This is a genomic window from Tardiphaga alba (assembly GCF_018279705.1).
Lineage (GTDB): Bacteria > Pseudomonadota > Alphaproteobacteria > Rhizobiales > Xanthobacteraceae > Tardiphaga > Tardiphaga alba.
The window spans coordinates 4,089,746-4,113,601 of record NZ_CP036498.1 but is presented as its reverse complement, the minus strand read 5'-3'; the positions used below and the strand labels follow the sequence as shown (position 1 = coordinate 4,113,601).

Sequence of the window (23,856 nt, the reverse complement as noted above, 5' to 3'; positions counted from 1 at the left end):
TGAAATTTATCGGGAAGGCTCAGACCTGCGGTGCGACCAGGTTTTCGGTCGCAACATGGACGCGATCCTCGATGATTTCGGCGATCCAGCGCCGATGGCAGTCCTTGTGATCGCGCTCATAGCAGAGGATGCAGATCGGTCCCGCCTGGGTCACCAGTGCCGCCAGTTCGTCCATGCCTTCGCGCGCCTGCGGCGTCTTCAAATGCGCGCGATAGATCTTTTCGAGCACGGCCTGATTGCCACTGCGCGCCGCCTCGCGGCCATCCTTCGGCGTGCCCAGGCTGCGCAGGTGGATATAACCAATGCCGCGTTCGTCCAGCCCCGCGGCAAGTTGCGTTTTCGAAAAGCCCGGCCGGCGCGAGGCGGCGACGGCACGCACATCCACCAGCAGTTTGACGCCGGCGGCTTCCAGCTCATCGAGCACGGCCTTGGCCGGCGTCTGCTCATAGCCGATGGTGAAGAGCTTGGCCGCCTTCGCTGCTTTGTCTGCTTTGGCCATCAGACGCTCCTGCGTTGACTACACCCGTTCGATCAGCGCCATCGCGCCATGCGGCGCGCGGACCTTGGCTTCGTGGATCACGTAAGCGAACACGTCGCGCGGCTGCTTCTTCACTTTGCCGTCGCTGACGCGGGGCAGGTCGGTGGGCTCGCCGCCGGCAGCAAAATCCTTGAAGCGCTTTGCCCAGGCATCCAGCGCTTTCGGCGGGTAGGCGGTCGGGATCGAGTCCTCGCCCTTCTGCAGGCGCAGATAGACGAAGTCGGCGGTGACATCGGCGATGGCCGGATAGGTCGCGTGTTCGGAGAACACCACAGGGATCTTGTGTTCGCGGAGCAGGGCGATGAAGGCCGGGGTGCAGAAACTGTCGTGCCGCACCTCGACCACGTGGCGCAGCGCGCGGCCGTCGAGTTCGCGCGGCAGCAGATCGAGGAAGGCGCCGAAATCGGCCTCGTCGAATTTCTTGGTCGGCATGAACTGCCACAGCACCGGGCCGAGCTTGTCGCCGAGTTCGAGCACGCCGGAATCATAGAAGCGCTTCACGCTGTCGCCGGCTTCGGCCAGCACCTTGCGATTGGTGGCAAAGCGCGGGCCCTTCAGCGAGAACATGAAATCATCCGGCACCTCGCTTGCCCATTTGCGGAAGCTCTCCGGCTTTTGCGAGCCGTAATAGGTGCCGTTGATTTCGATCGAGGTCAGTTTGGACGCGGCATAGCCGAGTTCCTTCGCCTGGGTCAGCTTCTCCGGATAAAACGTCCCGCGCCAGGGCTCAAAGGTCCAGCCGCCGATGCCGATACGGATATTGCCGGTTTTTGCAGCCATGATGCGTTCCCCGATTTTTCCTTTACGCCGCCCCTTGCGGAACGGCCACTGCATTCCTATCTCGTCTGTAACGGCGACGTCGATGCTTAACAGCTCCGTTGCCGAGACGACCTTGAATAACCCTGCCCTTTGATGGGATGGCGCGCCGGATGTACGTGCGCCGGTTGTTCGGGGTCGTTTGCATTTTGGCCACCGCCATCGGCGTGCCCACCCGTTTCCCGCATGTGATCAAACGGTTGACGTGTTCCCCCGATGCCTTGGCAGGCTCTGGTGCGGCAGATATATGCTGGCGCCATGAGTGTGACCATCCAAGCGGAAACAGGACGGACCATGCCGGCGGGGCGCCCGCTGCAGCTGTCCGTGGTCGTCCCGACCTTCAACGAGCGCGGCAATGTGGCCACGCTGGTCCGGCGGCTCGACGCGGCCCTTGCCGGGATCGCATGGGAGGTCATTTTCGTCGACGACAATTCGCCCGATGGCACCACCGATGCCGTGCGCGAACTGGCGCGGACGGATGAGCGGGTCCGTTGCATTCGCCGTATCGGTCGCCGTGGCCTGTCCGGCGCCTGTATCGAGGGCATGCTGGCCTCGTCGGCGCCGTGCGCCGCCGTGATCGATGGCGATCTCCAGCATGACGAAACGCAACTGGCCAAAATGCTCGGCCTGATCGAGACCGGCTCCGCCGATCTGGTCATCGGCAGCCGCTATATCGATGGCGGCAGCGCCGACAGTTTTGACCAGAAGCGCGCAGGCTTCAGCAGGTTTGCCACGACGCTGGCGCAGCAGGTGCTGCGCGTGCGTGTCGCCGATCCCATGAGCGGCTTCTTCATGATCCGCCGCGATCGCTTCGAGCAGCTGGCGCCTCAACTCTCCACGCAGGGCTTCAAGATCCTGCTCGACGTCGTGGCCACCGCGCGCGGTACGCTCAAGATCGTCGAAGTGCCCTATACGTTCGGTTCGCGCATGCATGGCGAGAGCAAGCTCGATTCCATGGTAGCGCTGGATTTTCTCGGCCTGATCCTCGCCAAGCTCACCAATGACATCGTCTCGCTGCGCTTCCTGCTGTTCGCGCTGGTCGGCTCGCTCGGCCTGATCGTGCATTTCGTGGTGCTGTTTGCCGGCCTCGAAGCCTTCGTGCTGCCGTTTGCCGAAGCGCAGGGCATCGCGGCCTTCTGCGCCATGACCAGCAACTTCCTGCTCAACAATTTCCTGACCTATCGCGACCAGCGGCTGAAGGGTGTTCGCATCCTGCAGGGCCTCATCCTGTTCTATCTGGTCTGCAGCGTCGGTCTGCTCGCCAATGTCGGCGTGGCCTTCTCGGTCTATGACAACGAGCCGATCTGGTGGCTCGCCGGTGCCGCCGGCGCGCTGATGGGCGTGGTCTGGAACTACGCCATGTCCGGCCTGTTCGTGTGGCGCAAGCGGTGACGGCGCAGGAGCTTCGCATGGTCCGCGGCGCCTTTGCCGCGGTGATCGCGCTGGTGGTGATCCGGCTCATCGCGGCCGCATGGACGCCGCTGACCTTCGACGAAGCCTATTACTGGATGTGGTCGCGGCATCTGGCCGGCGGCTATTACGACCATCCGCCGATGGTCGCCGTCGTCATCCGGCTCGGCACCATGATCGCGGGTGACACGCCGTTCGGCGTGCGCGTCGTCTCGGTGCTGCTGACGCTGCCCATGAGCTGGGCGATCTACCGCACGGCCGAACTCCTGTTCGGCGGCAAGCGCATCGCGGTGTCGTCGATGCTGCTGCTCAACGCCACCATGATCACCTCGGTCGGCCTGATGATCGTGACGCCCGACGCGCCGCTGTTGGTGGCGTCGAGCTTCGTGCTGCTGGCGCTGGCGCAGGTGGCGGCGACCGGGCAGGGCGTCTGGTGGCTTGCAGTCGGCGTCGCCGTGGGCATCGCGCTGCTGTCGAAATACACGGCGCTGTTCTTCGGCGCCGCGATCCTGATCTGGCTCGTTGCCGTGCCGCGGATGCGGCGCTGGCTGCTCTCGCCATGGCCCTATCTCGGCGGCATCGTCGCTTTCGCGGTGTTCTCGCCGGTGCTGTTCTGGAATGCCGATCACCAATGGGTGTCGTTCATCAAGCAGCTCGGCCGCGCCCGCATTGAACATTTCAACCCGGTCTATGTCGCCGAACTGGTCCCGACCCAGTTCGCCTTCGCGACCCCGCTGGTGTTCATCCTCGGCACCATGGGCCTCTACGCGCTGGCGCGCCGCAATCCCGGCGCACTGCCGGCGCGGGTGCTGGTCAGCGTCATGTTCTGGGTGATCAGCCTGTATTTCGTCTGGCACGCGCTGCATGCGCGGGTCGAGGCCAACTGGCTGGCGCCGGTCTATCCCGCTTTCGCCATTGCCGCGGCAGTCGCCGCCACCATGGTGCGGTGGAGCCCGCGGACCCAGCGCTCGGTCGATTTCTGCCTGCGCTGGGCCGGGCCGGGCGGCGCCGTGCTGTTCGTGGCGCTGGTGGTCCAGGCCAATACCGGCCTCCTGTCCGGCTACAAGCGCGACGCTACCGTGCGCAGCATCGGTGTCGGCTTCGTCGAACTCGCAGCCGAGATCGAGGCCGTGCGTCAGCGCACCGGCGCCACCTGCATCCTGGTGCCCGATTACGGCACGACCAGCTGGCTGACCTTCTATCTGCCGAAAGGCACCTGCGTGGCCCAGCGGGCGGAGCGTATTCGCTGGGTGAACATGCCGGAGCCGACGCAAGCGCAGTTGTCGGGCAAGCTGCTGCTGGTCGGCGCCATCAACGCCGCCGGCCAGAAGGAGTGGCAGGAGGCCTTTGCGGGGATCGAGCGGGTCGCCAATCTCACCCGCAAGCGGGGTCCGCTGGTGATCGAGCAGGTGGAGATCGACCTGCTCACGGGCCCCAAGGGCGATGTCCTCGACCGTTCGCCGCCGCCGGAGCTCGGCGGCCGTTAAGCCCCCTGAATAAAATTATACGTTCCATTGAACCTTTGATGGGGTTCCCGCCGACATACCTCCGCACACACTGAAATGGGCGGTGATTGGGAACATGGAAAACACAAACCTTGCCTTCAGCAGCCACTCCGACTTCACGAGCAACCACGTCACCGCCAAGGTGCACGAGGCGCCCGTCCAGACGGATCCCGTCAATCTGACCGATGTTGGCGGCCTGCGCGGCGCGCGCATTGCCAGCGTCATCAACCAGATCAATGAGAGCTTCGCCGACCAGCAGTTCTCCACGCGGGTGGTCGCCGAGAAGCTCGGCCTCTCCGTCCGCTACGTCCAGGACCTGTTGCAGGGTTCGGGGCTGAGCATTACCGACCGCATCATGCAGCTGCGCCTCGACAAGGCCCGCCGCATGCTCACCGAAGACAAGCAGTGCATGCTCAAGATCAGCGAAGTCGCTGCGGCCTGCGGCTTCAACGAGCTGTCCTACTTCCATCGCAGCTTCCGCCGTCGCTTCAGCGTCTCGCCTGCGAAATATCGCATCCAGTCGATGAACGGCTGAGCCACGCGCTCTGACGAAATGAGACGGCCCACGGAGTGATCCTTGAGAGGATCGCGCCGTGGGCCGTTTCGTTGCGTGATGCCATCGCGCCGCGTCACGCGATTTTCGTGATTTCCAGTTCCTGACCGGAGGCCTCCACGACGTCGCCGACGGCTTTGCCGGTCAGCGCCTTGGCCACCGGCGAGACGAAGGAGATCGAGCCGGCTTTCGGATCGGCCTCGTCCTCGCCCACGATGCGATAGGTCTGCACGCGCCCGTCGTCGCGCTGGAAGGTCACCGTGCTGCCGAAGGCTACGATATCTGTGGTCTCGGGCTTCGCTATCACCTGCGCCGTGCGCACGCGCTCGGCGAAGTAGCGGGTGTCACGGCCGGGGATCGCCGACTGCCGTCGCTTTTCATTGACGTCCTCGATCGCCTGCGCCGCCTCATAGGCGGCGCGCGCCTCGTCGAGCTGGCGTTCCAGGGCCTTCAATCCCGCTTCGGTGACGAGATTCGGGTGCGGCGAAATCGGGCGGTCGGGGAGCTGGGTCTCCGACGCCGTTTCGGCACTCTCTTCCTTGGTGAAGGCAACGCTCAAAATCGAACTCCCGTCGTGTAGATGATCACCGCATGTGCTTTTGCAACAGCCGCGGAGCAGGGGCAAACAGCCGGTCCCGCCCGGGCGTTCCTTGCAGGTCGTCAATCCGTCCTGATGGGGCTGCCGGAGAAGGATTCCGCTGCGGCAGACCCCGCCAATTGGGCGAAGAGAAGCATTTTGTCGCCGGAAGGTGGCAACACGATAGCAATCCACTCTGCGGCGGATTGCATTTGCAAACCCGTTTCCTTGTCGAAACGGGGCTTCGATGACATTTTTAGCTAGCTAATAAAGCTGCTTCCCAAGCCGCCGAAAGCGCCGCAAGGCGCCCCAGGCGGTCACAAAAACAGCCACCATTGTCCGGTTTTCCAACCTGCTCTTGCGAGCGGGACCGGTGAATCGTGTCTGCGGGCAGCGGTGAAACAACGTCTTCAACCAAAGGATCACACCCGTGCGCTCCGTCCTGTTGTTCCGTCTTCTGTCTGCCGCTTTCGCTTCGGTCATGCTGACCACGGGCGTCGGTGCGGCCTGCGCGGCTGACGTCTGGCCGAGCCGTCCGATCAAGCTTGTCGTTCCGTTCCCGCCGGGCGGCGCTGCCGATATTTCCGCACGCGTCTTTGCCGACAAGCTCGGTGAAGCGCTGAAGCAGACCGTGGTGATCGAGAACAAGGCCGGCGCCGGCACGGCGATCGCGGCCGAAGCCGTCGCCAAGGCCGATCCCGATGGCTACACGCTGTCGCTGGCGCCCGCCGGCCAGCTCACCATCCTGCCGCATATCAACACCAAGGTGCAGTTCGACCCGTTCAAGAGTTTTGTCCCGGTGTCGAACCTGACCTCGGTGCCTTACGTGCTCGCCGCCAGCCCGGATGCGCCGGTCTCGACCGCGAAGGAGCTGGTCGCTGCGGCGAAGAAGGAGCCGGGCAAGTTCACCTATTCGTCGTGCGGGCCGGGCACGCTGTGCCATCTGAGCGGTGAGCTGTTCAAGAGCCTCACCGACACCGACCTGCTGCATGTCCCGTTCAAGGGCTCGGCACCTGCGGTGAATGCGCTGCTCGGCAATCAGGTCAACCTGTCCTTCGACACGTTGACCATGCTGGCGCCGCAGATCCGCGACGGCAAGGTGAAGGGTCTTCTCGTCACCAGCCGCGAGCGCTCGCCGCAGCTGCCGAATGTGCCGACCGCTGCTGAAGCCGGCATCAAGGATTTTGTCGTCGACAGCTGGTTCGGTCTGGTCGTGCCTGCCGGCACGCCCGACGCCATCGTCGATCGCCTCAATGCCGAAGTGGTCCGCATCGGCGCATTGCCGGATGTGAAGGAGCGTCTCGAAGCCCAGGGCCTCAGCGTCACCACCTCGACGCGCGAAGCCTTTGCGCAGACCATCCGCGAAGACCATGTCCGCTGGGGCAAGGTCGTCGATGCCGCCGGCGCGAAGCTGTACTGAGAGGCTGAATCTGTAGGGTGGGCACGCTACGTATTGCCCACCCTGTAAAATTCGAAACGCGAAGGCCGGGTTGAACGCTCAACCCGGCCTTTGTCGTATCTAGCTCACTTCACCAGCGCGCAGCCGCCTTCGTTCATCGGACGGAACGCTTTCTCGGCCGGAACGGTCGCGAGCAGCTTGTAATAGTCATACGGATATTTCGATTCCGCGGGCTTCTTGATCTCGAACAGATAGATCGGATGGATGACGCGGCCGTCGGCGCGGATCGTGACGTCGCCGAACAGCTTGTCCTTGCCCTTGAACGTCTTCATCTGCGGCACCACCACGCCGGCATCGTCGCTGCCTTTGGCGGCGACCGCGTTGAGATAGGCCAGCGTCGAGGCATAGACGCCGGCCTGGTTGCCGCTCGGCATCTTGCCGTTCATGCCCGGCCGTTGTGCGAAACGCTTGGCGAAGGCGCGGGTGTCGTCATCCATGTCCCAGTAGAAGGCTTCCGTCAGCAGCAGGCCCTGCGCGGTCTTCAGCCCCATGCCGTGGACGTCGTTGATGAAGATCAGGAACGCAACGAGCTTCTGCGGGCCGTCCTGCATGCCGAATTCGTTGGCCTGCTTGACGAGGTTGATGGTGTCGGCGCCGGCATTGGCGAGGCCGATCACTTTCGCTTTCGAATTTTGAGCTTGCAGCAGCAGCGAGGCGAAGTCCGAAGTGCCGAGCGGGTGCTTCGACGACCCCAGCACCTTGCCGCCGTTCTTGGTAATGTAGTTCGTGGCTTCGGCCTCGATGCCTTGGCCCAGCGCGTAATTCACCGTGATGAAATACCAGTCGTTGCCGCCGCGCTGCATCATCGCCTGCGCCGTGGTGTTGCCGGTGGCCCAGGCATCGTTGACCCACTGGATGGTGTTCGGCGAACATTGCGCGCCGGTGAGGTCGGAGGTCGCCGTGGACGAGGCGAGGAACGTCATCTTGGTGTTGCGGGCGATATTGTTGATGGCGAGGCCGACCGACGAATTCGGCACGTCGACGATGGCATCGACCTTGTCCACATCCAGCCATTTTTTAGCGATGGCGGAGCCGACATCGGCCTTGTTCTGGTGATCGGCATAGACGATCTCCACCTTGATATTCTTGCCGCCGCCGTTGAAATCCTCGGCGGCCATGCGCGCGGCTTCTACCGAGCCCATGCCGTTGGTGTCCTGAAACACTCCGGAAATATCGTTCAACACGCCGATGCGGACGACATCGTCCGACACCTGCGCATGTGCGGCGCTTGCCATCAAGCAGGACGCCGCGGCGGCTAGAACTGTCTTGTAGCTCTTCATGGTCCATTCCCCTGTGTGATTTGTTGCGCGGGTCCGGACGTTGCCGGTCGCGGTGGAGCTAGATTTGCCGCTCCGGCAGTCGCAATACGAGGCCGTCGAGCGCCTCGGTGATCTTGATCTGGCAGGAGAGGCGGCTGTTCGGCAGCCGGTCGGTGGCCACGCCTTCCAGCAATTCGCTCTCGTCGCCGCTGACATCGCCGACACGCGTCAGCCAGTCGTCGTCCACATAGACATGGCAGGTCGCGCAGACAGCGCTGCCGCCGCATTCGGCGACGATTTCGTCGATCCCGGCCCGCGTCGCCGCCGACATGGCGCTGTCGCCGAGCGCCGCATCGACGTTTTGCGCGTGGCCATCGGGGTGGATGAACGTGATATTCGGCATTGTATCCTCAGGCAGGTGTGAAGGTGACGGGCAGGCTTTCGAGCCCGCGCAGTGTGTTGTTGTAGCGGCGCGTGATTTCGCCGCTGATCGCGATGCTCTTCACCTTGCGCGCCAGGGCCGACAGCATGGCTTCGCCCTCCAGCCGCGCGACCAGCTGGCCGACGCACATATGGATGCCCGAGCCGAAACCGACATGGCCGGATGTCTTGCGGGTAATGTCGTAGCGCGCGGGATCGTCCCAGCGGCGCGGATCGCGATTGGCGGCGCCGAGGAACATCAGCACCTTCTCGCCTTCGCCGATGCGATAGCCGCTGATCTCGACAGCGCGCGTCGTGGTGCGGAAGAAGGTCTGCACCGGGCTCTCGTAGCGCACGGCTTCCTCGAAAGCGTTGCGGGCGAGGGAGAGGTCCGCACGCAGCCTTGCAAACTCTTCGGGATAGCGCGCCAGGCAGTAGACCGCGGCGCCGATGCCGTTGACCGTCGTATCCAGTCCCGCCGAGAGCAGCGAGCGCACCAGCAGCGGTGCTTCGTCAGGCGTGATGTCGCCCGTATCGGCGCGTGCATGGATGCAGGCGCCGAAGCCGCCGGGCGCGAGATTCTCGCGCTGGCACTGCGCCTGCACATAGGCCTGATGCGGGGCCGAGCGGGCGATGGCGTTCTGGCGCAATTCGTTGGGCGGGCCGAACGCATTGAAGACGAGGCCGGCATAAGGCAGCAGGTTTTCACGCCCTTCCTTCTGCAGCCCCATCGCATCGGGAAACACCGAGAGCGGATAGGCTTCCGCGAGATCGGCGATCGCATCGAAGCTGCGGCGCTCCAGCAACTCGTCCACTTTCGCATCTGCTGCGGCCACGAAACCGTCGCGTAGCGTCTTCATCACGGCGGGGGACAGCACCTTGCTCAGGACCGCACGGGTGCGGGTATGCGCGGGTGGATCGGCTTCGAGGATCAGGCTCGGCGGCCGCCACGGGGTCTCCTTGGCAAAGTCGCTGAGGCCGACGCCGCGGCTGGAGCAGAAGGTGGCGGGATCGTTCAGCACGGCATGGACTTCCGCGTAGCGGGCGACCGCATAGACGTTCCATTTGTGCAGATAGACCAGAGGCCCGGCTTCGCGCAGCACCTCATGGGTCGGATGCGGATCGGCGAAGAAGTCGATGGCGAATGGATCGACGTCGAGTGTCGGAATGCGCGGGAACGCTTGGTCCTCTGCTTGTGTATCGAAGGCGAGGACCGGCACTGATGGCGCCGTATTGGAATAGCTCAATGCGACCATGGGGCGTCTCCCTGTTTTCTTCTTGGCAATTGTCGTCGCGTATCTCTATGTCTCGAATGATACGAGCGGCCCGGATCGGGGCTGGCTTGAACAGACAAACGAGGCCGCGGCGGATGGGCAGAAAACAGGCGGACAAACACATGCCGAAGATCGACGCGCCCGTGCGCAATGAAGCCCATGCGCAGTTGCTCGATCTCGAACGCTATGTTCCTGCCTTCATCACCTTCATCGCCAACAAACTGTCGAACAGCGCGACCGTTTTCTATCAGTCGCATTTCGGCGTGAACGTCACCGAATGGCGCATCATGTCTTTGCTGGCGATCGAGCCCGGGATTCCAGCCTCGCGGATTTGTCAGGTCATCGGCTTCGACAAGGGGCCGGTCAGCCGCACGCTGTCGATGCTGGAGGGCAGGGGGCTGGTGGCCATCGGCACCGATCGGCGCGATGCGCGCACGCATTCGATCAAGCTGACGGCGAAGGGGCGCAAGACTCACGATGCGGTCATCGTGGCGGCGTTGGAACGCGAACAGCGGCTGCTGTCCTGCCTCGCGGAAAGCGAGCGCGAGGTTCTGATCGACCTGCTGCGGCGCATTCACGGCAATCTCGATGCCGTCACGGCTCCGGCCGGCTAGGCGCGGGCGCGCAGCATCGCATTCGGTCCCGCGCATGCGGTCCGTCATCGTTTCTCTCCCTGCAGCGGCGCGGCAATTGAATTGCTCTCGATGCGCCCGATTGATAAATGTTCTCACGGATTAGTTGCTGAGGCAACAAAAAGCTTCGCCGCCCTGGAAATGTTGCTGTGCACGCGTGCACCAACAAAAAAGCCCGGCATCTCCGCCGGGCTTTTCCGTTGCGCAGTCGGATGATTCAGGCCGCAGCCTTCGGCTTGTCGATCGGATGGGGAAGGCGGAAGGCGACTGCGAGGCGATTCCAGACATTGATCGCCGCGATTGCGGTGGTGATCTTGAAGCACTCCTCATCGGAGAAGTGGGCCCGCAGTGCTTCGTAATCGGCGTCGGGCGCGCGCGTCGCTGCGATCAGCGTGACGGCATCGACCCAGCCGAGCAACGCGCGCTCGCGCGGCGAGTAGACGGTGGCTTCATGCCAGACCGACATCATGTTGATCCACTGTTCGCTCAGCCCGTCGTGACGCGACTCCTTCACATGCATATCGACGCAAAAGGCGCAGCCATTGATGATCGACGCGCGCAGCTTGATGAGGTGGACGATTGCAGGCTCAAGGCCGCTGTCCTTGACAACGTAGCTGTCAAGGGCGGAGACGGCCTTGTAGGCATCCGGGGCGGCTTTGGCGAAATTGAGACGGGCGGTCATGGTCGTTCTCCTGGGATGTGGGATGAGATGATGATTTGAAATTCAATTGGCGCTGCGGCGCCGTTCGTTGTGTGCAAGGAACGCGCAGCCGCGTGCGGCGATGGCGCCGTCGGTGTCCTTGCTGCGGAGATCGCCGATGATGTCGGCAAGAGTGACCTTGGCGAGTTCGTCGCGATAGACGCGTTCGGCGCGCAGCATCGCGGCATTGATGGCGCAGGGCATCTTCGGCTTGCCCGGCAACGGATTGGGGCCGCGCTGGCGGATCTCGGCGCAGCGAAACGCGGGGGCGGGGCCTTCGATCGCCAGCACCACGTCGAGCAACGTGATGTCTGCAGGCATGCGCGCCAGACGATAGCCGCCGGTCGGGCCGGGCTTTGTCATCACGATGCCGGCGCCGGACAGCGCCTGCAGATGTTTTAGAAGATAGCTGGTGGAGACACCGTGAAAATCAGCGAGCGCGGCGGCGGACAGCACGCCATCAGCGGTGAGACCCGCCATCATGGCCACGCTGTGAATGGCCTGCTCGACACCATCGCTCATCTTCATCGGGGCAGCCTCCAACAAATCGTGGATACTGTTTATCCGTGATTAGTTCGAGTGTCAAGGTGAGGCGAAACGCGTCGCTGCCGATGGCCTCCCTCCCCGGAGCGAAACGAATGGGGAGGGTCCGCCGATAGGCGGGGGTGGGGTAACTCCCCACGAACAGACGTCACGTGGGGAGAGACCCCACCCGTCACGTCGCTCGCAAGTGCTCGCGCCGCGCCACCCTCCCCAGTCGCTTCGCTCCGGGGAGGGAAAAGAAAGAGCCACTCAATTCACCAGTCGCGGCGGCATGATCGGTCCGTCGGAGGCCTGGCTGAGGCGGATGCCGCTGACGTGAAGCGAGGTCTCCCACAAGGGCTCCAGCGTTTTCAGCGACGGCAGCACGCGCAACTCCACGCCGGCATCGCTCAACGCTTTTTCCAGGTTGTCGATGCGCTCGACAGCGATCGGCATGGTCGGCGCCGGCGAGACAAACATGCCGGCATCGCCAAGCGACTCGAAGCCATCGGGCGCCAGTTCGTAGCGATAGATCGTGGTCTGCGCGAGCCGATCGAGCCAGCCGAGCTCGATATGCGCGACCATCCGGCAGGAGGTCATCTTGTGGTAGGCCGTGACGTATTCCGGTGTCGTCGTCGTCACCGGCCAGACGAAGATCCGCGGACAGTCGCGCGGAAACAGATACATCGCCTGATGCCAGTCATCGATCGCCCAGACCAATGGCGCGTCGAAGCCCGGCACCGGCCGTGGCGTAGGCCGCGGCATGAAGACCTCGATATGGTTCTCTTCGCTGAAATGAAACAGGCGCATTCCGGTACTCAATGACAGGCGCATCGGCGACGTCAATCTCCGGAATTGTCCGTGTCGGTTTCCCCGGTTCCGCAACGTCTTCCAGTCACGGGCGTTCAATCATTCCACGGAGGTGATGCCATGACCGAGTCCCTGATCCCCGCTGCCGAACTCGTGAAATCGAATACCGTGCGCTTCCCCAATGAGAGTGCGGATTACCGTGCCGCGCGAAATGCATTGCTGATCGAGGAGATCGAGCTGCGCCGCCATATCGAGCGTGTCGCCGAGATGCGCCGTGCGCTGCCCGATGGCGGCGCGGTCACCACGAACTATCAATTCATCGGCGAGAACGGTCCGGTGTCGCTGGAAGGCCTGTTCGGCGACAAGCAGACGCTGGTCACTTACTCCTACATGTTCGGCCCGCAGCGCGAGCAGCCGTGCCCGATGTGTACCTCGCTGCTGTCGGCCTGGGATGGCGAGGTGCCCGATATCACCCAACGTGTCGCACTGGCCGTGATCGCGCGCTCGCCGATTGCGCGACTCACCGCGTTCAAGCGTGCGCGTGGCTGGCACCACCTGCCGTTGTTTTCGGACCCGTCCGGCGACTTCAGCCGCGATTATTTCGGGATGACCAAAGATGGCGGGGACGATGCGGCCTTAAACATTTTCACTCGCCGGGACGGTTCCATCCGCCACTTCTGGGCCGGTGAGATGTTCGCCGCGACCGCCGATCCGGGCCAGGATCCGCGCGGTGCGCCCGACCTGATGCCGATCTGGAACATCCTCGACTGCACGCCGGAAGGGCGTGGAACCGACTGGTATCCGAAGCTGAATTATTAACCTTTTCAGTCACCTAGGGCCTGGATGGGGCACTCTTCAGGTGTGTTCCATCACGCAGAGTAGCTGCGGACAAGATCCATCGGCCTGATCTGCATCTGCCTGAGCAACGGCCGGGGCTGTGCACTGGAGCGCATTTCGCGACGGATCCTGTCCCGAAACGGGACGTCAAAAACCGTCGCGGGAACCGCCAAAACGCTTGCCTCGAAACTCAAAAAGGCCATGATTGGCAGGCCTTTAGTCAGGCATTCGTTGGGGGACCTCCGATTAATTCGCATTTAACTAAAACTCGCCTTAATGGCGCTCCGCACTCCTGCGGAATGCTGCCGTGGATCGTCCGATCCACCGGCGCAGCGGCAGGGGACACAGAGCTTTTGTGTCGGGCGTCAGGCGTATGAGTAATAGTGAACATGCGTTGAAGACGAAGTCCGCGCCCTCGCGCCAAGGTCGTTACGTGACACAGTCAAACTCGAACTCACGCATGTTCATCGTCGGTGGCGCCCTTGCTGCCGTAGCTCTGACGGGTGGATGGACACTGGCTGGCAAGCTCTTCAGCGATGTCGAGCCGTCCATGGTGACCGCGAGCATCGCACCCGATGCCGGCGTATCGACCTCCTCATTTGCCGAACGTTTCGGTCAGCGCGTCGCCCGCGCCGAACAGAACGCCGATTTCACCGATCGTTTTGAACCCGCGCGCCGCGCGCCGCTTGCAGGCTCCGCACCGGTCGCAGCACCGCAGGCGAAGCAGCAGGTCGCCTGGTTTGCGCCGTCCTCGATGGGCGCACCGCCGGATCGCTTCGCGCAGCGCTGGAGCGCTGTGGAGCCGACCGTGCCGGCACCGGCCAAGCCGCAGGAAGTCGCGCTGATGCAGCCGGCGCCGACGGTCAAGCAGCTCGTCGCCAGCATCCCGACGCCCAATGCCCGCCCGACCGATGCCGGTGCATCGCAGACCCATCAGCAGACCGCGCAGGCCGCCACGCCGAAGGGCGGCGCTTTCGGTCATGACGCGCTGGTGCAGCGCGCCCGCATGGCGCTGGCCACCCAGCCGAAGAACGCCAGCCTCAATATTTTCGACAAGCTGTTCGGCGGCAAATCCCCGCAGAGCGGCCCGGTGCTCGCTTATGCCGGCTCCGACGGCGGCGTGTTGCCGAACGGCCAGGACGCGACGTCGGCGTCGCCCGAGCCGACCGACATGGATCGTCTCACCGCGGTCTATGACATCACCGCCAAGCGCGTCTACATGCCGGACGGTACCAAGCTCGAGGCGCATTCGGGCCTGGGTTCGCGGATGGACAATCCCGCTTATGCGCATGAGCGCATGCGCGGCGTGACCCCGCCGCACATCTACGATCTCAAGCCGCGCGAAGCCCTGTTCCATGGCGTCGCCGCGCTGCGCATGACGCCGCTCGGCGGCGAGAGCGCGATCTACGGCCGCAACGGCCTGCTCACCCATAGCTACCTGCTGGGCCCCAACGGCGATTCCAACGGCTGCATTTCCTTCAAGGAATACGACAAGTTCCTGCAGGCCTATCGCCGCGGTGAAGTCCGCCGCGTCGTCGTCGTCGCCAGCCTGGACTGAGCTTTAGCTCAGGCCTTGGTCGCGTAGTTCTCTGATCTCGGTCAGCGGAAATCGACACTGCGCAAGATGATTCCGCGCGGCGTACCTTCGAACTCATTTTTCTCGAACTTTTTGTTCGCGCTGTCCTCGATGCGATCGCGCAGCCGCATGAATTGCTCTTCGCGCTGCTCTGGTTTGGTCCGGCTCGATTTCTCCAGATCGTCCATCGCCGATGTCGAGATGGCGCACGCAACCTCCACTTCGGCATTCTTCATCGAGAAACGCACGACACCGCGGTCGTCATCAAAACTCTGATAGGCGCCGCGTGTCAGGGCCATGATGGTCTCCTTTGTTGTCGTTCGCCGCGCAGAAGATCAGTCGTTTCTGGCGAGGCGCGTGAAGTCATCGAGCACCATGGCGATCAGGTCGCGATGCCGGGTGTCTTGCGGGCCAAGCGATGCGGCATAGAGATTGAGAACATAGCGCGCATTGGCGGCCACTTCCGGCCAGGTGGTCGCGCGCGTGGCGAGCAGTTGCACTTCGATCTCGCTCTGGCGATTGCGCAAGTTTTTCGCATTCGCTTCGACATCCGCGAGCGCGCGGCGAAGATCGGTGGCCTTCTGTGCGGCCATGCCGCGGCGGCTGTCGAGTTCGACCGGCTCATCCGTCATTAGGGGCGCTCGCATCGATGCGCTGGGCATCGGACAATTCGAGCGAGCCAATGGACATCATTTCCATGGAATTGCCATGCGGCGGCGCGCAGGGCACGGTGATCATGGTCGCCACGCGCCGATAGCTCGCAAAGGACAAGCCTTCGATCATCTCTTCGTCGGTGACGACATCGTAGGTGCCGGCTGGAAGCAGCCTGTCGATGCTGGCCAGCCGAAAAGGATGCTTGAACGTGATGCTTTCGCGCCGCGATCTGGTGGTCATACGCGCGCGTCGCTGTGAACATCTGGCATCGGATGACGGTGCGCCTATTCGCCGCGATTAGCTATCTATTTCTCCGCATTGGGGTGGATCGCGCTGCAATGCCGCGCTTTGTGCTCGCAATTGCCGGAGAGAACTGTGCATGCTGTTGAAGCAGTGAGGTAATTTGCATGAAGATCCGCGTCGGCTACGAGATGGTCTACGATTTCCCGCAGGCCACGCCGATGCTAATCGTGATGGGCACGCATTTCACCCGCGCGTCGGATGTCATCGTGCCGGACTTTCTGGTGACGGAGCCGGCGGTGCCGATCACGCTCTATCGCGATGGCTTCGGCAACTGGTGCAGCCGCATTGTGGCGCCCGCCGGCCGGATGCGGCTGACCGCCGATGGCATCGTCAATGACAGCGGCAAACCCGACGCCATCGTGCCGACGGCGTTTCAGCATGCCGTGGAAGATCTGCCGGCGGAGACCATCGTCTATCTCCTCGGCAGCCGCTATTGCGAGACCGATCGGCTGTCGGAAACAGCGTGGCGGCTGTTCGAGAAAACCTTGCCGGGTTGGGCGCGCGTGCAGGCGATCTGCGATTTCGTGCACAATCACATCGCGTTCGATTATCTGCATGCCCGCGCGACGATGACCGCGTGGGATGTCTACAACGAGGGCAAAGGCGTGTGCCGCGACTATGCGCATCTCGCGATCACCTTCTGTCGCTGCATGAATATCCCCGCGCGCTATTGTACCGGCTATCTCGGCGATATCGGCATGCCGAAGCCGTGGGCCGATGGCGACTTCGCCGGCTGGTTCGAGGCCTATCTCGGTGGGGCCTGGCACACATTCGATGCCCGCAACAATATCCCGCGCATCGGCCGCGTGCTGATCGCACAGGGGCGCGATGCAGCCGATGTCCCGATCACGCAGACCTTCGGGCCGAATACGCTGTTGAGCTTCAAGGTATGGACCGATGAAGTCGATGAAGGCGTCGCGTTGCGCCCCAATTGATTCGCAAACGAGCCGCCATTTTCAGCAGCGATGCGCGAGCATATGGGGAACTGAGAGCGGAGTGATGAATTTGATTTGTCACAAGCGCGGAGGACACCAGGCTATGGCCTCGAACAGTGTGACCTTGAATAAAAATGTCTCAAAGCTTGCATCAGGTATGATGGCAGCAGCGGTGATGATTGGAACCGTCGTCACCGTGCATGCGCAGGGTGGCACCGATGCGCAGCGCGAGGCCTGCATGCCCGACGCGTTTCGCTTATGCGCGACGGCCATGCCGGATGAGAGGCGGGTGGAGAACTGCTTGCGAGATGCCAGCCCTCGTTTGAGCCGCGCCTGCTACGACGTCTTCTATCCGCCGCAAGCGGCCACGCCGAACCAGGTCACCCGCGGGCAGGGGCCGATGGTCCGTGACCGCACGCAGCCGTCAGCGCCGCAGCGCCCGCAAAACCCGTCGATGCCACAAATGCCGCCGGGGCCTGAACCTGACGATGAGTGATCCGTTGATCGCCAATAAAAAAGGCGGCGCAGGATTGCGCCGCCTTGATCTTTTGGCTGGTGCTGTCGCTTAGCGGCAGACGCGAACCTTGTTCACGACGCGGCGGCCGTAAGGGCCACGCTTCACGACGGTGCGCACGGTGCAGACCGGACCACGACGGATCACGGTCGTGCGGCGGGCGTGGTGGGGGCCGCGATGATAATGACGGTGCTGCGACGAGAAATCTGTGAGCGGCGCAGCGACATTGGTCTTGTCGATGGTGATCGTCGTCGCCGAAGCGGGCGAGACCAGCGAAGCCAGGCCAATCGTGACGGCAGCGGCAATAGCAAAAGCAAATTTCTTCACGGGCATTCTCCAAACTCGAGGCCGATGCATGTCATCAGCCAGCGCAGAAGAATTACGTGCTGCGGGTGAACCGAACCTGAAGAAAATGCGGCGGGAAGGGGGCGTGTGTGACAGCACTGATCTCAGGCGTCATTGAAAATAAAAGCCCCGGCTTTGCTGCCGGAGCTATGCTTCGCTTTCGAAAATGTGGTTGCAATATTAGCGCGCGCCGCCTGTGACATGAAGCGTCTCGCCAGTGACGTAGGACGCCGCATCTGATGCAAGGAATGCGACCACTGAGGCGATCTCCTCGACCTTGCCGACGCGACCAAGCGGCGTCACGCTCTCGACCCAGTTGCGCATCTCGCCTTCATGAAAACCGGCGGACACTACGCCTTCGGTGACAATCATGCCGGGATTGACGGCGTTGACGCGGATTTTCTTCGGCGCAAGTTCTTTCGAGAGAACCGAGGTGATGGCATCCACCGACGCCTTGGTCGCGGTGTAGACTGCACTGTTCGGCGGAGCCATGGTCGAGACACCCGATGAAATATTGATGATGCTGCCGCCGTTCGCATTGAAGTGCCGGACAGCTTCCTGCGACGTCAGCAACAGCCCCAGCACATTGAGATCGAACTGGCTGTGAAAATGCTCCGGCGTGATGTCATCGAGGCCACCGAAGGCGTAGACGCCGGCATTGTTGACCAGGATGTCGATCGGCCCGAACGCTTTGACTGTCTCGGCAACCGCCGCGGTGGCGCCGCCGGATGAGGCGAGATCGCTATGCACAGCAATCGCCTTGCCGCCCTTGGCCGTGATCGCCGCCACCACCTTATCGGCTCCCTCCTTGCTGGACGCGTAATTGACGCCGACCGCGGCGCCGGCAGCGGCAAGCTGGAGGGCGATTTCAGCACCGATTCCTTTGGAGGCGCCGGTTACGAGTGCCACTTTGCCTTCGAATGTCTTGGTCATGATCGTGATCCCCCGTTGGGTGTTTCAATAGTTCGGAAGTATGGGACTATTGAACGAGCGCAAGGGGGCGCCTATATCTTTTTTCATGGCACAGTTCGTTCACCCCGCGACGAAGGACATCACGCTATCCGGCGTGCTTTCGGCGCTGGCCGATCCCATCCGGCTGCAGATTGTTCGCGGCCTGCTGCAGGAAAGCGGCTGCCTGTCCTGCACGGCGGCCTCGCCGTGCCCGACCATCGCCAAGTCTACATTGTCGAACCATTTTCGCGTGCTGCGCGAGGCCGGGCTGGTGCAGACCAGCAAGAAGGGCGTCGAGCATCAGAACGCGGTGCGTGCGGCGGATATCGAGGCGCGGTTTCCGGGGCTGCTGATGGTGATCTTGGCGCATTCGATGAGCGATGGCGCGGCGGAGGTGGGGGCTGGGAGTTGACGCGCTTCGTTTTGCGCGACCTGGCTCCTGACACACAGCGTTCGACCACCGACTACACAAACAAAAACCCCGGCATCGCTGCCGGGGTTCTGCATTTGCTTGTTCGCTTGAACAGCGCGGACCCTTAGAAGTCCATGCCGCCCATGCCGCCGCCCGGGGGCATGCCGCCGCCGGCTGCGCCGCCCTTCTTGGGCAGTTCGGCGACCATGGCTTCGGTCGTGATCAGCAGCGAGGCAACCGAGGCGGCGTTCTGGATCGCTGCACGGACAACCTTGGTCGGGTCGATGATGCCCTTCTTGAGCATGTCGCCATAGGTGCCGCTCTGCGAGTCGAAGCCGTAGGCATACGGGGTGTTCTCGAGAACCTTGCCCACGATCACCGAACCATCTTCGCCAGCATTGACGGCGATCTGGCGGGCCGGAGCCGACAGGGCCTTGCGGACGATCTCGACGCCGGTCTTCTGGTCGTCGTTCTTGGTCTTGATGTTCTTGAGCTGCTCGGAGGCGCGGAGCAGAGCGACGCCGCCGCCGGGGACGATGCCTTCTTCAACCGCAGCGCGGGTCGCATGCATCGCGTCATCAACGCGGTCCTTGCGCTCCTTCACTTCGACTTCGGTCGCGCCGCCGACGCGGATGACGGCAACGCCGCCAGCCAGCTTGGCGAGACGCTCCTGCAGCTTCTCACGGTCGTAGTCCGAAGTGGTCTCTTCGATCTGCGCCTTGATCTGCGCCACGCGTGCATCGATGTCGGCCTTCTTGCCGGCGCCGTTGACGATGGTGGAGTTTTCCTTGTCGATCATCACCTTCTTGGCGCGGCCGAGCATCTGAAGGGTCACGTTTTCCATCTTGATGCCGAGGTCTTCCGAGATCGCCTGGCCGCCGGTCAGGATCGCGATGTCCTGCAGCATGGCCTTGCGGCGATCGCCGAAGCCCGGAGCCTTGACGGCAGCAACCTTGAGGCCGCCACGCAGACGGTTGACGACGAGGGTGGCGAGGGCTTCGCCTTCAACGTCCTCGGCGACGATGACGAGTGGCTTGCCGGTCTGCACGACGGCTTCGAGCAGCGGCAGCATCTCGTTCAGCGAGGAGAGCTTTTTCTCGTTGATCAGGATGTAGGCGTCGTCGAATTCAACGCGCATCTTGTCAGCATTGGTGACGAAGTAGGGCGAGATGTAGCCGCGGTCGAACTGCATGCCTTCGACGACGTCGAGTTCGGTTTCGAGCGACTTGGCTTCTTCAACCGTGATGACGCCTTCGTTGCCGACCTTCTTCATGGCGTCAGCCAGGAACTTGCCGATTTCCGAGTCGCCGTTGGCCGAGATGGTGCCGACCTGGGCGATTTCGTCGTTCGAGGTGACCTTCTTGGAGTTCTTGACGAGGTCGGCGACCACGGCTTCCACAGCCATGTCGATGCCGCGCTTCAGATCCATCGGGTTCATGCCGGCGGCGACCGACTTGGCGCCTTCCTTCACGATGGCCTGGGCCAGCACGGTCGCGGTGGTGGTGCCGTCGCCAGCTGCGTCAGCCGACTTCGAAGCCACTTCGCGCACCATCTGGGCGCCCATGTTCTCGAACTTGTCCTCGAGCTCGATTTCCTTGGCGACGGTGACGCCGTCCTTGGTGATGCGCGGTGCGCCGAACGACTTTTCGATCACGACATTGCGGCCCTTCGGACCGAGGGTGACCTTCACCGCGTTGGCGAGGATGTCCACGCCGCGCAGCATCTTGTCGCGCGCGTCAACGCCGAATTTAACTTCTTTGGAAGCCATGTTGGATGTCCTTGAATATCAGGAGGGAAGGGAAAGGAAGGAGAGGCCCTTAGGCCTTCTTCTTGGCAGCAGGAGCGGCAGCGCCTTCGAGGACGCCCATGATGTCGCTTTCCTTCATGATCAGGAGGTCCTGACCGTCGATCTTCACTTCGGTGCCAGACCACTTGCCGAACAGCACGCGCTCGCCGACCTTGACGTCGAGCGGGACCAGCTTGCCGGCTTCGTCACGGCCGCCGGGGCCGACGGAGACGATCTCGCCCTGGGAGGGCTTCTCTTTGGCGCTGTCCGGGATGATGATGCCGCCAGCAGACTTCTCTTCGGCGTCGATACGCTTGACCACGACGCGGTCGTGAAGCGGACGGAATTTCATGCAGTCCTCCTAAGTTTCTGTAATCGCTAGAAAATTGCAAAATTAGCAGTCATGGGCAGGAAGTGCCAGCATGACTGGTGCGGAGATAGGCCGATCGTTCCCGACGGGCAAGGGTGTCTACCAAATAATTTGGCACTCAAATGTGACGGGTGCCAGATTGGTTAAGGGGAGACCGGTGCGCGGCGGCAGCGTTGAACGATCGCGGTAACCCGCTCATTGCGCGATAGGCTAATAGTCTTGTCTATACAAAGCGCGCCATGTCGCATCGATTGACGTGTGGCCGGTATCTTCACACTGACCTTTCACCGACGAAATCGCGCTATGAATTGTTGGATAATTATTGTGATTTCGCGTCTTCCGGTTGCAGGCATTCATCCCTCAACAGTTTTGACGAATTGCTGCACCCAGGAACTACAGTTAGTTTGCGCGCCGCGTCGATCGCTGTTCGATAGGCGCATGGGAAGTGCATCATGGCGAAGCAGAAGCGAACGTCGAAAACTATTGCCAAGAAATCTGTCGCAAAGGCCGCGGCCAAAGCTGCTTCACGTAAGTCTGTCGCAGCCAAGGTTGCCAAGAAGGCACCTTCCGCCAAGCCAGGGAAAGCCATAGCCAAGAAAGCCCTAGCCAAGAAAGCGGTCGCCGCTCCTGTGTCGGCCAAGCGACTCAAGCAGCGGCCAGCGATCAGCCATTATCGCGAAGAGGACTTTGCAGCTGGCCTGCGCGCTTACGCGAAATACCGCGATCTCGGCGTGGCCGAAGCGAGCGGTGGCGTGGCGCAAGCGCATGTGATCCGGCTGATTGCGCCATGCGATCCGAACGAAGTCTCCAAGCTGCACTATCACGACGCCGAGTTTCAGCTCGTCTATGTGCTGAACGGCTGGGTGAAGACCTATATGGACGGCGTCGGCGAACAGACCATGCGGCAGGGCTCGTGCTGGACCCAGCCGCCGCGCATCAAACATCTGATCCGCGATTATTCCGACAATTGCGAATTGCTCGAGGTGATCCTGCCGGCGCAGTTCAAGACGGTGGAAGTGAAGGCCTGAGTTCTTCCACCGACTGCGCCGCCTGCGCTTCCGCATCGTGCAGCGAAAAGCGCGGTCCGTCATACAGGAACGAGCACTGGTGGATCACGATATTGCCGTCGTCCACGGTGACGAACGCATAGTCCGGTGCTTCATGCGAGCCGGGAATGTGACCTTCTGCCTCGAAGTCGAACGCGACCTGATGCGTCAGTGCGCGCTGGATGTGGAACGGAATGCCGCGCCAGCTCCCGGCGATCGGGCGATGCAGATGCCCCATGAACAGATAGTCCGGCTTTCGCGTGCGGGCGATCACCTCCCACTCGGCTTCGCCATTGGCGAGCTTGATCGTGTCCATGTAGCGCAGGCCGCTGTCGAAGGGCGGATGGTGCTGGAACAGCAGCAACGGTCGATCGCTCGGCGCTGAGGCGAGGGCGTCGTCCAGGAATTTCAAGCGCGCGTCGCAGAGCAGACCGGCATGGTCCGGCGTGTCCTCGTTCAGCGTGTCCAGCGTGATGATGGTGGCGGCGTCCGTCACGCGGACGCTTTGCACGAAGCCGTTGTCGTCGCGATCGGCGTTCGGGAAGACCGTGCGGAAGGCGTCGCGCTTGTCGTGATTGCCGAGCATGGTGATCACTGGAGCATTCAGCCGACCGAGTTGCGCCGCGAGGCTTTCATAAGCACCTTGCTCGCCCCAATGGGCGAGGTCGCCGGTGACGATGACGAAAGCGATGTCGCGATGCGTTGCGTTGATCTTATCCACCGCGATCGACAGGCGCGCGGCGGGATCGAGCCCGTAGAGCTTGCGGCCGGCCGGGACGAAATGCGTGTCGGTGAGGATGACGAACTTCATCGCTGCATGGTCTCCCGGTCCCATGCGGTGTAGTCGGGCGAGCCGCCGGAGCGGATTTCGCCCTGGTAGCCGAATTCGATCATGTGCACGGTCACGTAGTCCTCGCCGATAAAGGCGACGCCGTAGGATTCCGGCAGGTCCGAGCCGAGCAGCATTTTGGTTTCGGCGAAATTCACATAGCTCGCATGGTTGGTGCCGCGCAGCGAGGTGGTCGGCACGCCGGCGGTGGAGCCGGCCATCGGGATATGACAGTGGCCGAAGAAGATGTGACGGATCTTGTCGCGATGGCGGCCGACGATGCGGCGGAACGCGACATCATCGTGCAGGCCGATGGCATCCATCGGGGCGAGATGCGTCGGGATCGGATTGTGATGCATGAACAGGAAGAACGGGCCGTCGCTTTCGGAAAGCTGCTGTTCCAGCCATTGCTGGCGCGCCTCGCAATAGAAGCCCGCATGGCTTTCCGGCCCCCATGTATCGAGGAACAGGCAACGGCCGGCGGCGATGTCCTTCACGCCTTGCGCGAAGCCGCCTTCATTGCATTCCGGGAACACGCTGAGAAAGGTCGCGCGGTCGTCGTGATTGCCGATGCATAGGCGTACGGGCAGCGGAAACTCCTGCAGGCGGGCCTTCAGCCATTCGTAGTCAGAACGGTCGGCCCAATCGGAGAGGTCACCGGTGATCACCATCAGTTCGGCGTCGGCGTGATCGCGCAGAATATGTGTCAGCGCACGCTCGAAATTGGCGCGGGGATCGCGGCCGCCGATGGTGTTGCCAGGGGTCGTGAGATGGATGTCGCTCAAATGGATCAGTTTCATGGCCGCCCTCATGGAAGAAAGGG

The 23,856-nt window shown here is 62.6% G+C and carries 29 protein-coding genes; 11 read left to right on the top strand and 18 right to left on the bottom strand.

The genetic code is table 11. From position 1 onward, the window contains the following. Nucleotides 1-19: 19 nt before the first annotated feature. Together RPMA_RS19710 and RPMA_RS19705 are read right to left on the bottom strand one after the other, a co-directional pair. Nucleotides 20-499 carry a DUF488 domain-containing protein gene (locus RPMA_RS19710; protein WP_211909364.1) on the bottom strand — a complete coding sequence of 160 codons (480 nt, stop codon included), beginning with the start codon at nt 497-499 and terminating at the stop codon, nt 20-22. Nucleotides 500-517: 18 nt separating this feature from the next. Further along, nucleotides 518-1,318 (bottom strand): DUF72 domain-containing protein, encoded by an 801-nt coding sequence (locus tag RPMA_RS19705; protein ID WP_211909363.1) that lies wholly within the window; start codon nt 1,316-1,318, stop codon nt 518-520. Between the two features lie 330 nt (nt 1,319-1,648). On the opposite strand from RPMA_RS19705, the gene RPMA_RS19700 reads away from it, so the two are divergent. The 3 genes from RPMA_RS19700 (at nt 1,649) to RPMA_RS19690 (ending at nt 4,804) form a co-directional block, all read left to right on the top strand. Then, on the top strand, nt 1,649-2,746 hold the full coding sequence (locus RPMA_RS19700; protein WP_249225311.1) for a glycosyltransferase: 1,098 nt from the start codon (nt 1,649-1,651) through the stop codon (nt 2,744-2,746). A gap of 17 nt (nt 2,747-2,763) precedes the next feature. Then, the gene (locus RPMA_RS19695) at nt 2,764-4,251 is read left to right on the top strand and encodes a glycosyltransferase family 39 protein (RefSeq protein WP_211909361.1); all 1,488 of its coding nucleotides are present in this window, start codon (nt 2,764-2,766) and stop codon (nt 4,249-4,251) included. A 94-nt stretch (nt 4,252-4,345) separates the two neighbouring features. Next, nucleotides 4,346-4,804 carry a helix-turn-helix transcriptional regulator gene (locus tag RPMA_RS19690; protein WP_211909360.1) on the top strand — a complete coding sequence of 153 codons (459 nt, stop codon included), beginning with the start codon at nt 4,346-4,348 and terminating at the stop codon, nt 4,802-4,804. A gap of 94 nt (nt 4,805-4,898) precedes the next feature. Here RPMA_RS19690 and greA read toward each other — a convergent pair whose 3' ends face one another. Beyond that, nucleotides 4,899-5,381, bottom strand: a complete 483-nt coding sequence (gene greA / locus RPMA_RS19685) for a transcription elongation factor GreA (protein ID WP_211909359.1) — start codon at nt 5,379-5,381, stop codon at nt 4,899-4,901. A gap of 448 nt (nt 5,382-5,829) precedes the next feature. On the opposite strand from greA, the gene RPMA_RS19680 reads away from it, so the two are divergent. Beyond that, complete coding sequence (locus tag RPMA_RS19680) at nt 5,830-6,819, top strand: Bug family tripartite tricarboxylate transporter substrate binding protein (RefSeq protein ID WP_249225309.1); 990 nt, start codon at nt 5,830-5,832, stop codon at nt 6,817-6,819. Between the two features lie 104 nt (nt 6,820-6,923). On the opposite strand, the gene RPMA_RS19675 is transcribed toward RPMA_RS19680, so the two are convergent. The 3 genes from RPMA_RS19675 to RPMA_RS19665 are packed head-to-tail and all read right to left on the bottom strand — an operon-like array spanning nt 6,924 to nt 9,793. Beyond that, nucleotides 6,924-8,138 (bottom strand): ABC transporter substrate-binding protein, encoded by a 1,215-nt coding sequence (locus tag RPMA_RS19675; protein WP_211909358.1) that lies wholly within the window; start codon nt 8,136-8,138, stop codon nt 6,924-6,926. A 58-nt stretch (nt 8,139-8,196) separates the two neighbouring features. Next, nucleotides 8,197-8,520, bottom strand: a complete 324-nt coding sequence (locus RPMA_RS19670; RefSeq protein ID WP_211909357.1) for a 2Fe-2S iron-sulfur cluster-binding protein — start codon at nt 8,518-8,520, stop codon at nt 8,197-8,199. A gap of 7 nt (nt 8,521-8,527) precedes the next feature. Next, the gene (locus tag RPMA_RS19665; protein ID WP_211909356.1) at nt 8,528-9,793 is read right to left on the bottom strand and encodes a cytochrome P450; all 1,266 of its coding nucleotides are present in this window, start codon (nt 9,791-9,793) and stop codon (nt 8,528-8,530) included. 140 nt (nt 9,794-9,933) lie between these two features. Here RPMA_RS19665 and RPMA_RS19660 point away from each other — a divergent pair, with 140 nt between their 5' ends. Beyond that, nucleotides 9,934-10,425, top strand: coding sequence for a MarR family winged helix-turn-helix transcriptional regulator (locus RPMA_RS19660; protein ID WP_211909355.1), 492 nt, complete (start codon nt 9,934-9,936; stop codon nt 10,423-10,425). A 235-nt stretch (nt 10,426-10,660) separates the two neighbouring features. Here the strand turns inward: RPMA_RS19660 and RPMA_RS19655 are convergent, their stop codons facing one another. From RPMA_RS19655 to RPMA_RS19645, 3 genes are all read right to left on the bottom strand, one after another. Further along, complete coding sequence (locus RPMA_RS19655; RefSeq protein WP_211909354.1) at nt 10,661-11,125, bottom strand: carboxymuconolactone decarboxylase family protein; 465 nt, start codon at nt 11,123-11,125, stop codon at nt 10,661-10,663. Between the two features lie 42 nt (nt 11,126-11,167). After that, nucleotides 11,168-11,671 (bottom strand): RrF2 family transcriptional regulator, encoded by a 504-nt coding sequence (locus RPMA_RS19650; protein ID WP_211909353.1) that lies wholly within the window; start codon nt 11,669-11,671, stop codon nt 11,168-11,170. A gap of 264 nt (nt 11,672-11,935) precedes the next feature. Beyond that, on the bottom strand, nt 11,936-12,475 hold the full coding sequence (locus RPMA_RS19645) for a DUF6886 family protein (RefSeq protein WP_211909352.1): 540 nt from the start codon (nt 12,473-12,475) through the stop codon (nt 11,936-11,938). A 120-nt stretch (nt 12,476-12,595) separates the two neighbouring features. On the opposite strand from RPMA_RS19645, the gene RPMA_RS19640 reads away from it, so the two are divergent. Further along, the gene (locus RPMA_RS19640) at nt 12,596-13,294 is read left to right on the top strand and encodes a DUF899 family protein (RefSeq protein ID WP_211909351.1); all 699 of its coding nucleotides are present in this window, start codon (nt 12,596-12,598) and stop codon (nt 13,292-13,294) included. Nucleotides 13,295-13,772: 478 nt separating this feature from the next. Further along, a complete protein-coding gene (locus RPMA_RS19635; RefSeq protein ID WP_211909350.1) occupies nt 13,773-14,870 on the top strand; it encodes a DUF2778 domain-containing protein in 1,098 nt (365 codons plus the stop codon). Between the two features lie 41 nt (nt 14,871-14,911). On the opposite strand, the gene RPMA_RS19630 is transcribed toward RPMA_RS19635, so the two are convergent. The 3 genes from RPMA_RS19630 to RPMA_RS19620 are packed head-to-tail and all read right to left on the bottom strand — an operon-like array spanning nt 14,912 to nt 15,782. Next, nucleotides 14,912-15,187, bottom strand: coding sequence for a DUF1488 family protein (locus RPMA_RS19630; RefSeq protein WP_211909349.1), 276 nt, complete (start codon nt 15,185-15,187; stop codon nt 14,912-14,914). Between the two features lie 36 nt (nt 15,188-15,223). Next, a complete protein-coding gene (locus RPMA_RS19625) occupies nt 15,224-15,520 on the bottom strand; it encodes a hypothetical protein (RefSeq protein WP_211909348.1) in 297 nt (98 codons plus the stop codon). Continuing rightward, entirely contained in the window at nt 15,510-15,782 is a 273-nt protein-coding gene (locus tag RPMA_RS19620) for a hypothetical protein (protein ID WP_211909347.1), read from the bottom strand. Before RPMA_RS19620 ends, RPMA_RS19625 begins: the two co-directional genes overlap by 11 nt. 167 nt (nt 15,783-15,949) lie before the next feature. Here RPMA_RS19620 and RPMA_RS19615 point away from each other — a divergent pair, with 167 nt between their 5' ends. After that, nucleotides 15,950-16,780 (top strand): transglutaminase-like domain-containing protein, encoded by an 831-nt coding sequence (locus tag RPMA_RS19615; protein ID WP_211909346.1) that lies wholly within the window; start codon nt 15,950-15,952, stop codon nt 16,778-16,780. A gap of 103 nt (nt 16,781-16,883) precedes the next feature. Continuing rightward, the gene (locus tag RPMA_RS19610; RefSeq protein WP_211909345.1) at nt 16,884-17,276 is read left to right on the top strand and encodes a hypothetical protein; all 393 of its coding nucleotides are present in this window, start codon (nt 16,884-16,886) and stop codon (nt 17,274-17,276) included. Nucleotides 17,277-17,345: 69 nt separating this feature from the next. Here the strand turns inward: RPMA_RS19610 and RPMA_RS19605 are convergent, their stop codons facing one another. Together RPMA_RS19605 and RPMA_RS19600 are read right to left on the bottom strand one after the other, a co-directional pair. Further along, a complete protein-coding gene (locus RPMA_RS19605) occupies nt 17,346-17,627 on the bottom strand; it encodes a hypothetical protein (RefSeq protein WP_249225307.1) in 282 nt (93 codons plus the stop codon). A gap of 192 nt (nt 17,628-17,819) precedes the next feature. Next, on the bottom strand, nt 17,820-18,572 hold the full coding sequence (locus tag RPMA_RS19600; RefSeq protein WP_211909343.1) for an SDR family NAD(P)-dependent oxidoreductase: 753 nt from the start codon (nt 18,570-18,572) through the stop codon (nt 17,820-17,822). Nucleotides 18,573-18,657: 85 nt separating this feature from the next. On the opposite strand from RPMA_RS19600, the gene RPMA_RS19595 reads away from it, so the two are divergent. Beyond that, nucleotides 18,658-19,002 (top strand): ArsR/SmtB family transcription factor, encoded by a 345-nt coding sequence (locus RPMA_RS19595; RefSeq protein WP_211909342.1) that lies wholly within the window; start codon nt 18,658-18,660, stop codon nt 19,000-19,002. A 124-nt stretch (nt 19,003-19,126) separates the two neighbouring features. Here the strand turns inward: RPMA_RS19595 and groL are convergent, their stop codons facing one another. Next, complete coding sequence (groL, locus tag RPMA_RS19590) at nt 19,127-20,770, bottom strand: chaperonin GroEL (protein ID WP_211909341.1); 1,644 nt, start codon at nt 20,768-20,770, stop codon at nt 19,127-19,129. 49 nt (nt 20,771-20,819) lie between these two features. After that, a complete protein-coding gene (locus RPMA_RS19585) occupies nt 20,820-21,140 on the bottom strand; it encodes a co-chaperone GroES (protein WP_211909340.1) in 321 nt (106 codons plus the stop codon). A 470-nt stretch (nt 21,141-21,610) separates the two neighbouring features. Here RPMA_RS19585 and RPMA_RS19580 point away from each other — a divergent pair, with 470 nt between their 5' ends. After that, a complete protein-coding gene (locus tag RPMA_RS19580; protein ID WP_408056452.1) occupies nt 21,611-22,186 on the top strand; it encodes a cupin domain-containing protein in 576 nt (191 codons plus the stop codon). On the opposite strand, the gene RPMA_RS19575 is transcribed toward RPMA_RS19580, so the two are convergent. Continuing rightward, nucleotides 22,161-23,015 (bottom strand): phosphodiesterase, encoded by an 855-nt coding sequence (locus tag RPMA_RS19575; RefSeq protein ID WP_211909339.1) that lies wholly within the window; start codon nt 23,013-23,015, stop codon nt 22,161-22,163. The genes RPMA_RS19580 and RPMA_RS19575 overlap by 26 nt on opposite strands. Beyond that, nucleotides 23,012-23,833 (bottom strand): phosphodiesterase, encoded by an 822-nt coding sequence (locus tag RPMA_RS19570; RefSeq protein WP_211909338.1) that lies wholly within the window; start codon nt 23,831-23,833, stop codon nt 23,012-23,014. The genes RPMA_RS19575 and RPMA_RS19570 overlap by 4 nt, the downstream gene beginning before the upstream one ends. Nucleotides 23,834-23,856 lie beyond the last annotated feature (23 nt).

Coding starts and splice junctions, on each gene's coding strand:
- RPMA_RS19605 (WP_249225307.1), bottom strand. CDS start 17,627: ATGCCCGTGAAGAAATTTGCTTTTGCTATTGCCGCTGCCGTCACGATT.
- RPMA_RS19585 (WP_211909340.1), bottom strand. CDS start 21,140: ATGAAATTCCGTCCGCTTCACGACCGCGTCGTGGTCAAGCGTATCGAC.
- RPMA_RS19630 (WP_211909349.1), bottom strand. CDS start 15,187: ATGGCCCTGACACGCGGCGCCTATCAGAGTTTTGATGACGACCGCGGT.
- groL (WP_211909341.1), bottom strand. CDS start 20,770: ATGGCTTCCAAAGAAGTTAAATTCGGCGTTGACGCGCGCGACAAGATG.
- RPMA_RS19705 (WP_211909363.1), bottom strand. CDS start 1,318: ATGGCTGCAAAAACCGGCAATATCCGTATCGGCATCGGCGGCTGGACC.
- RPMA_RS19700 (WP_249225311.1), top strand. CDS start 1,649: ATGCCGGCGGGGCGCCCGCTGCAGCTGTCCGTGGTCGTCCCGACCTTC.
- RPMA_RS19580 (WP_408056452.1), top strand. CDS start 21,611: ATGGCGAAGCAGAAGCGAACGTCGAAAACTATTGCCAAGAAATCTGTC.
- RPMA_RS19645 (WP_211909352.1), bottom strand. CDS start 12,475: ATGCGCCTGTTTCATTTCAGCGAAGAGAACCATATCGAGGTCTTCATG.
- RPMA_RS19650 (WP_211909353.1), bottom strand. CDS start 11,671: ATGAAGATGAGCGATGGTGTCGAGCAGGCCATTCACAGCGTGGCCATG.
- RPMA_RS19675 (WP_211909358.1), bottom strand. CDS start 8,138: ATGAAGAGCTACAAGACAGTTCTAGCCGCCGCGGCGTCCTGCTTGATG.
- RPMA_RS19615 (WP_211909346.1), top strand. CDS start 15,950: ATGAAGATCCGCGTCGGCTACGAGATGGTCTACGATTTCCCGCAGGCC.
- RPMA_RS19635 (WP_211909350.1), top strand. CDS start 13,773: ATGTTCATCGTCGGTGGCGCCCTTGCTGCCGTAGCTCTGACGGGTGGA.
- RPMA_RS19670 (WP_211909357.1), bottom strand. CDS start 8,520: ATGCCGAATATCACGTTCATCCACCCCGATGGCCACGCGCAAAACGTC.
- RPMA_RS19625 (WP_211909348.1), bottom strand. CDS start 15,520: ATGACGGATGAGCCGGTCGAACTCGACAGCCGCCGCGGCATGGCCGCA.
- RPMA_RS19620 (WP_211909347.1), bottom strand. CDS start 15,782: ATGACCACCAGATCGCGGCGCGAAAGCATCACGTTCAAGCATCCTTTT.
- RPMA_RS19690 (WP_211909360.1), top strand. CDS start 4,346: ATGGAAAACACAAACCTTGCCTTCAGCAGCCACTCCGACTTCACGAGC.
- RPMA_RS19640 (WP_211909351.1), top strand. CDS start 12,596: ATGACCGAGTCCCTGATCCCCGCTGCCGAACTCGTGAAATCGAATACC.
- RPMA_RS19595 (WP_211909342.1), top strand. CDS start 18,658: ATGGCACAGTTCGTTCACCCCGCGACGAAGGACATCACGCTATCCGGC.
- RPMA_RS19695 (WP_211909361.1), top strand. CDS start 2,764: ATGGTCCGCGGCGCCTTTGCCGCGGTGATCGCGCTGGTGGTGATCCGG.
- RPMA_RS19665 (WP_211909356.1), bottom strand. CDS start 9,793: ATGGTCGCATTGAGCTATTCCAATACGGCGCCATCAGTGCCGGTCCTC.
- RPMA_RS19570 (WP_211909338.1), bottom strand. CDS start 23,833: ATGAAACTGATCCATTTGAGCGACATCCATCTCACGACCCCTGGCAAC.
- RPMA_RS19575 (WP_211909339.1), bottom strand. CDS start 23,015: ATGAAGTTCGTCATCCTCACCGACACGCATTTCGTCCCGGCCGGCCGC.
- RPMA_RS19655 (WP_211909354.1), bottom strand. CDS start 11,125: ATGACCGCCCGTCTCAATTTCGCCAAAGCCGCCCCGGATGCCTACAAG.
- RPMA_RS19660 (WP_211909355.1), top strand. CDS start 9,934: ATGCCGAAGATCGACGCGCCCGTGCGCAATGAAGCCCATGCGCAGTTG.
- RPMA_RS19610 (WP_211909345.1), top strand. CDS start 16,884: ATGGCCTCGAACAGTGTGACCTTGAATAAAAATGTCTCAAAGCTTGCA.
- RPMA_RS19600 (WP_211909343.1), bottom strand. CDS start 18,572: ATGACCAAGACATTCGAAGGCAAAGTGGCACTCGTAACCGGCGCCTCC.
- RPMA_RS19710 (WP_211909364.1), bottom strand. CDS start 499: ATGGCCAAAGCAGACAAAGCAGCGAAGGCGGCCAAGCTCTTCACCATC.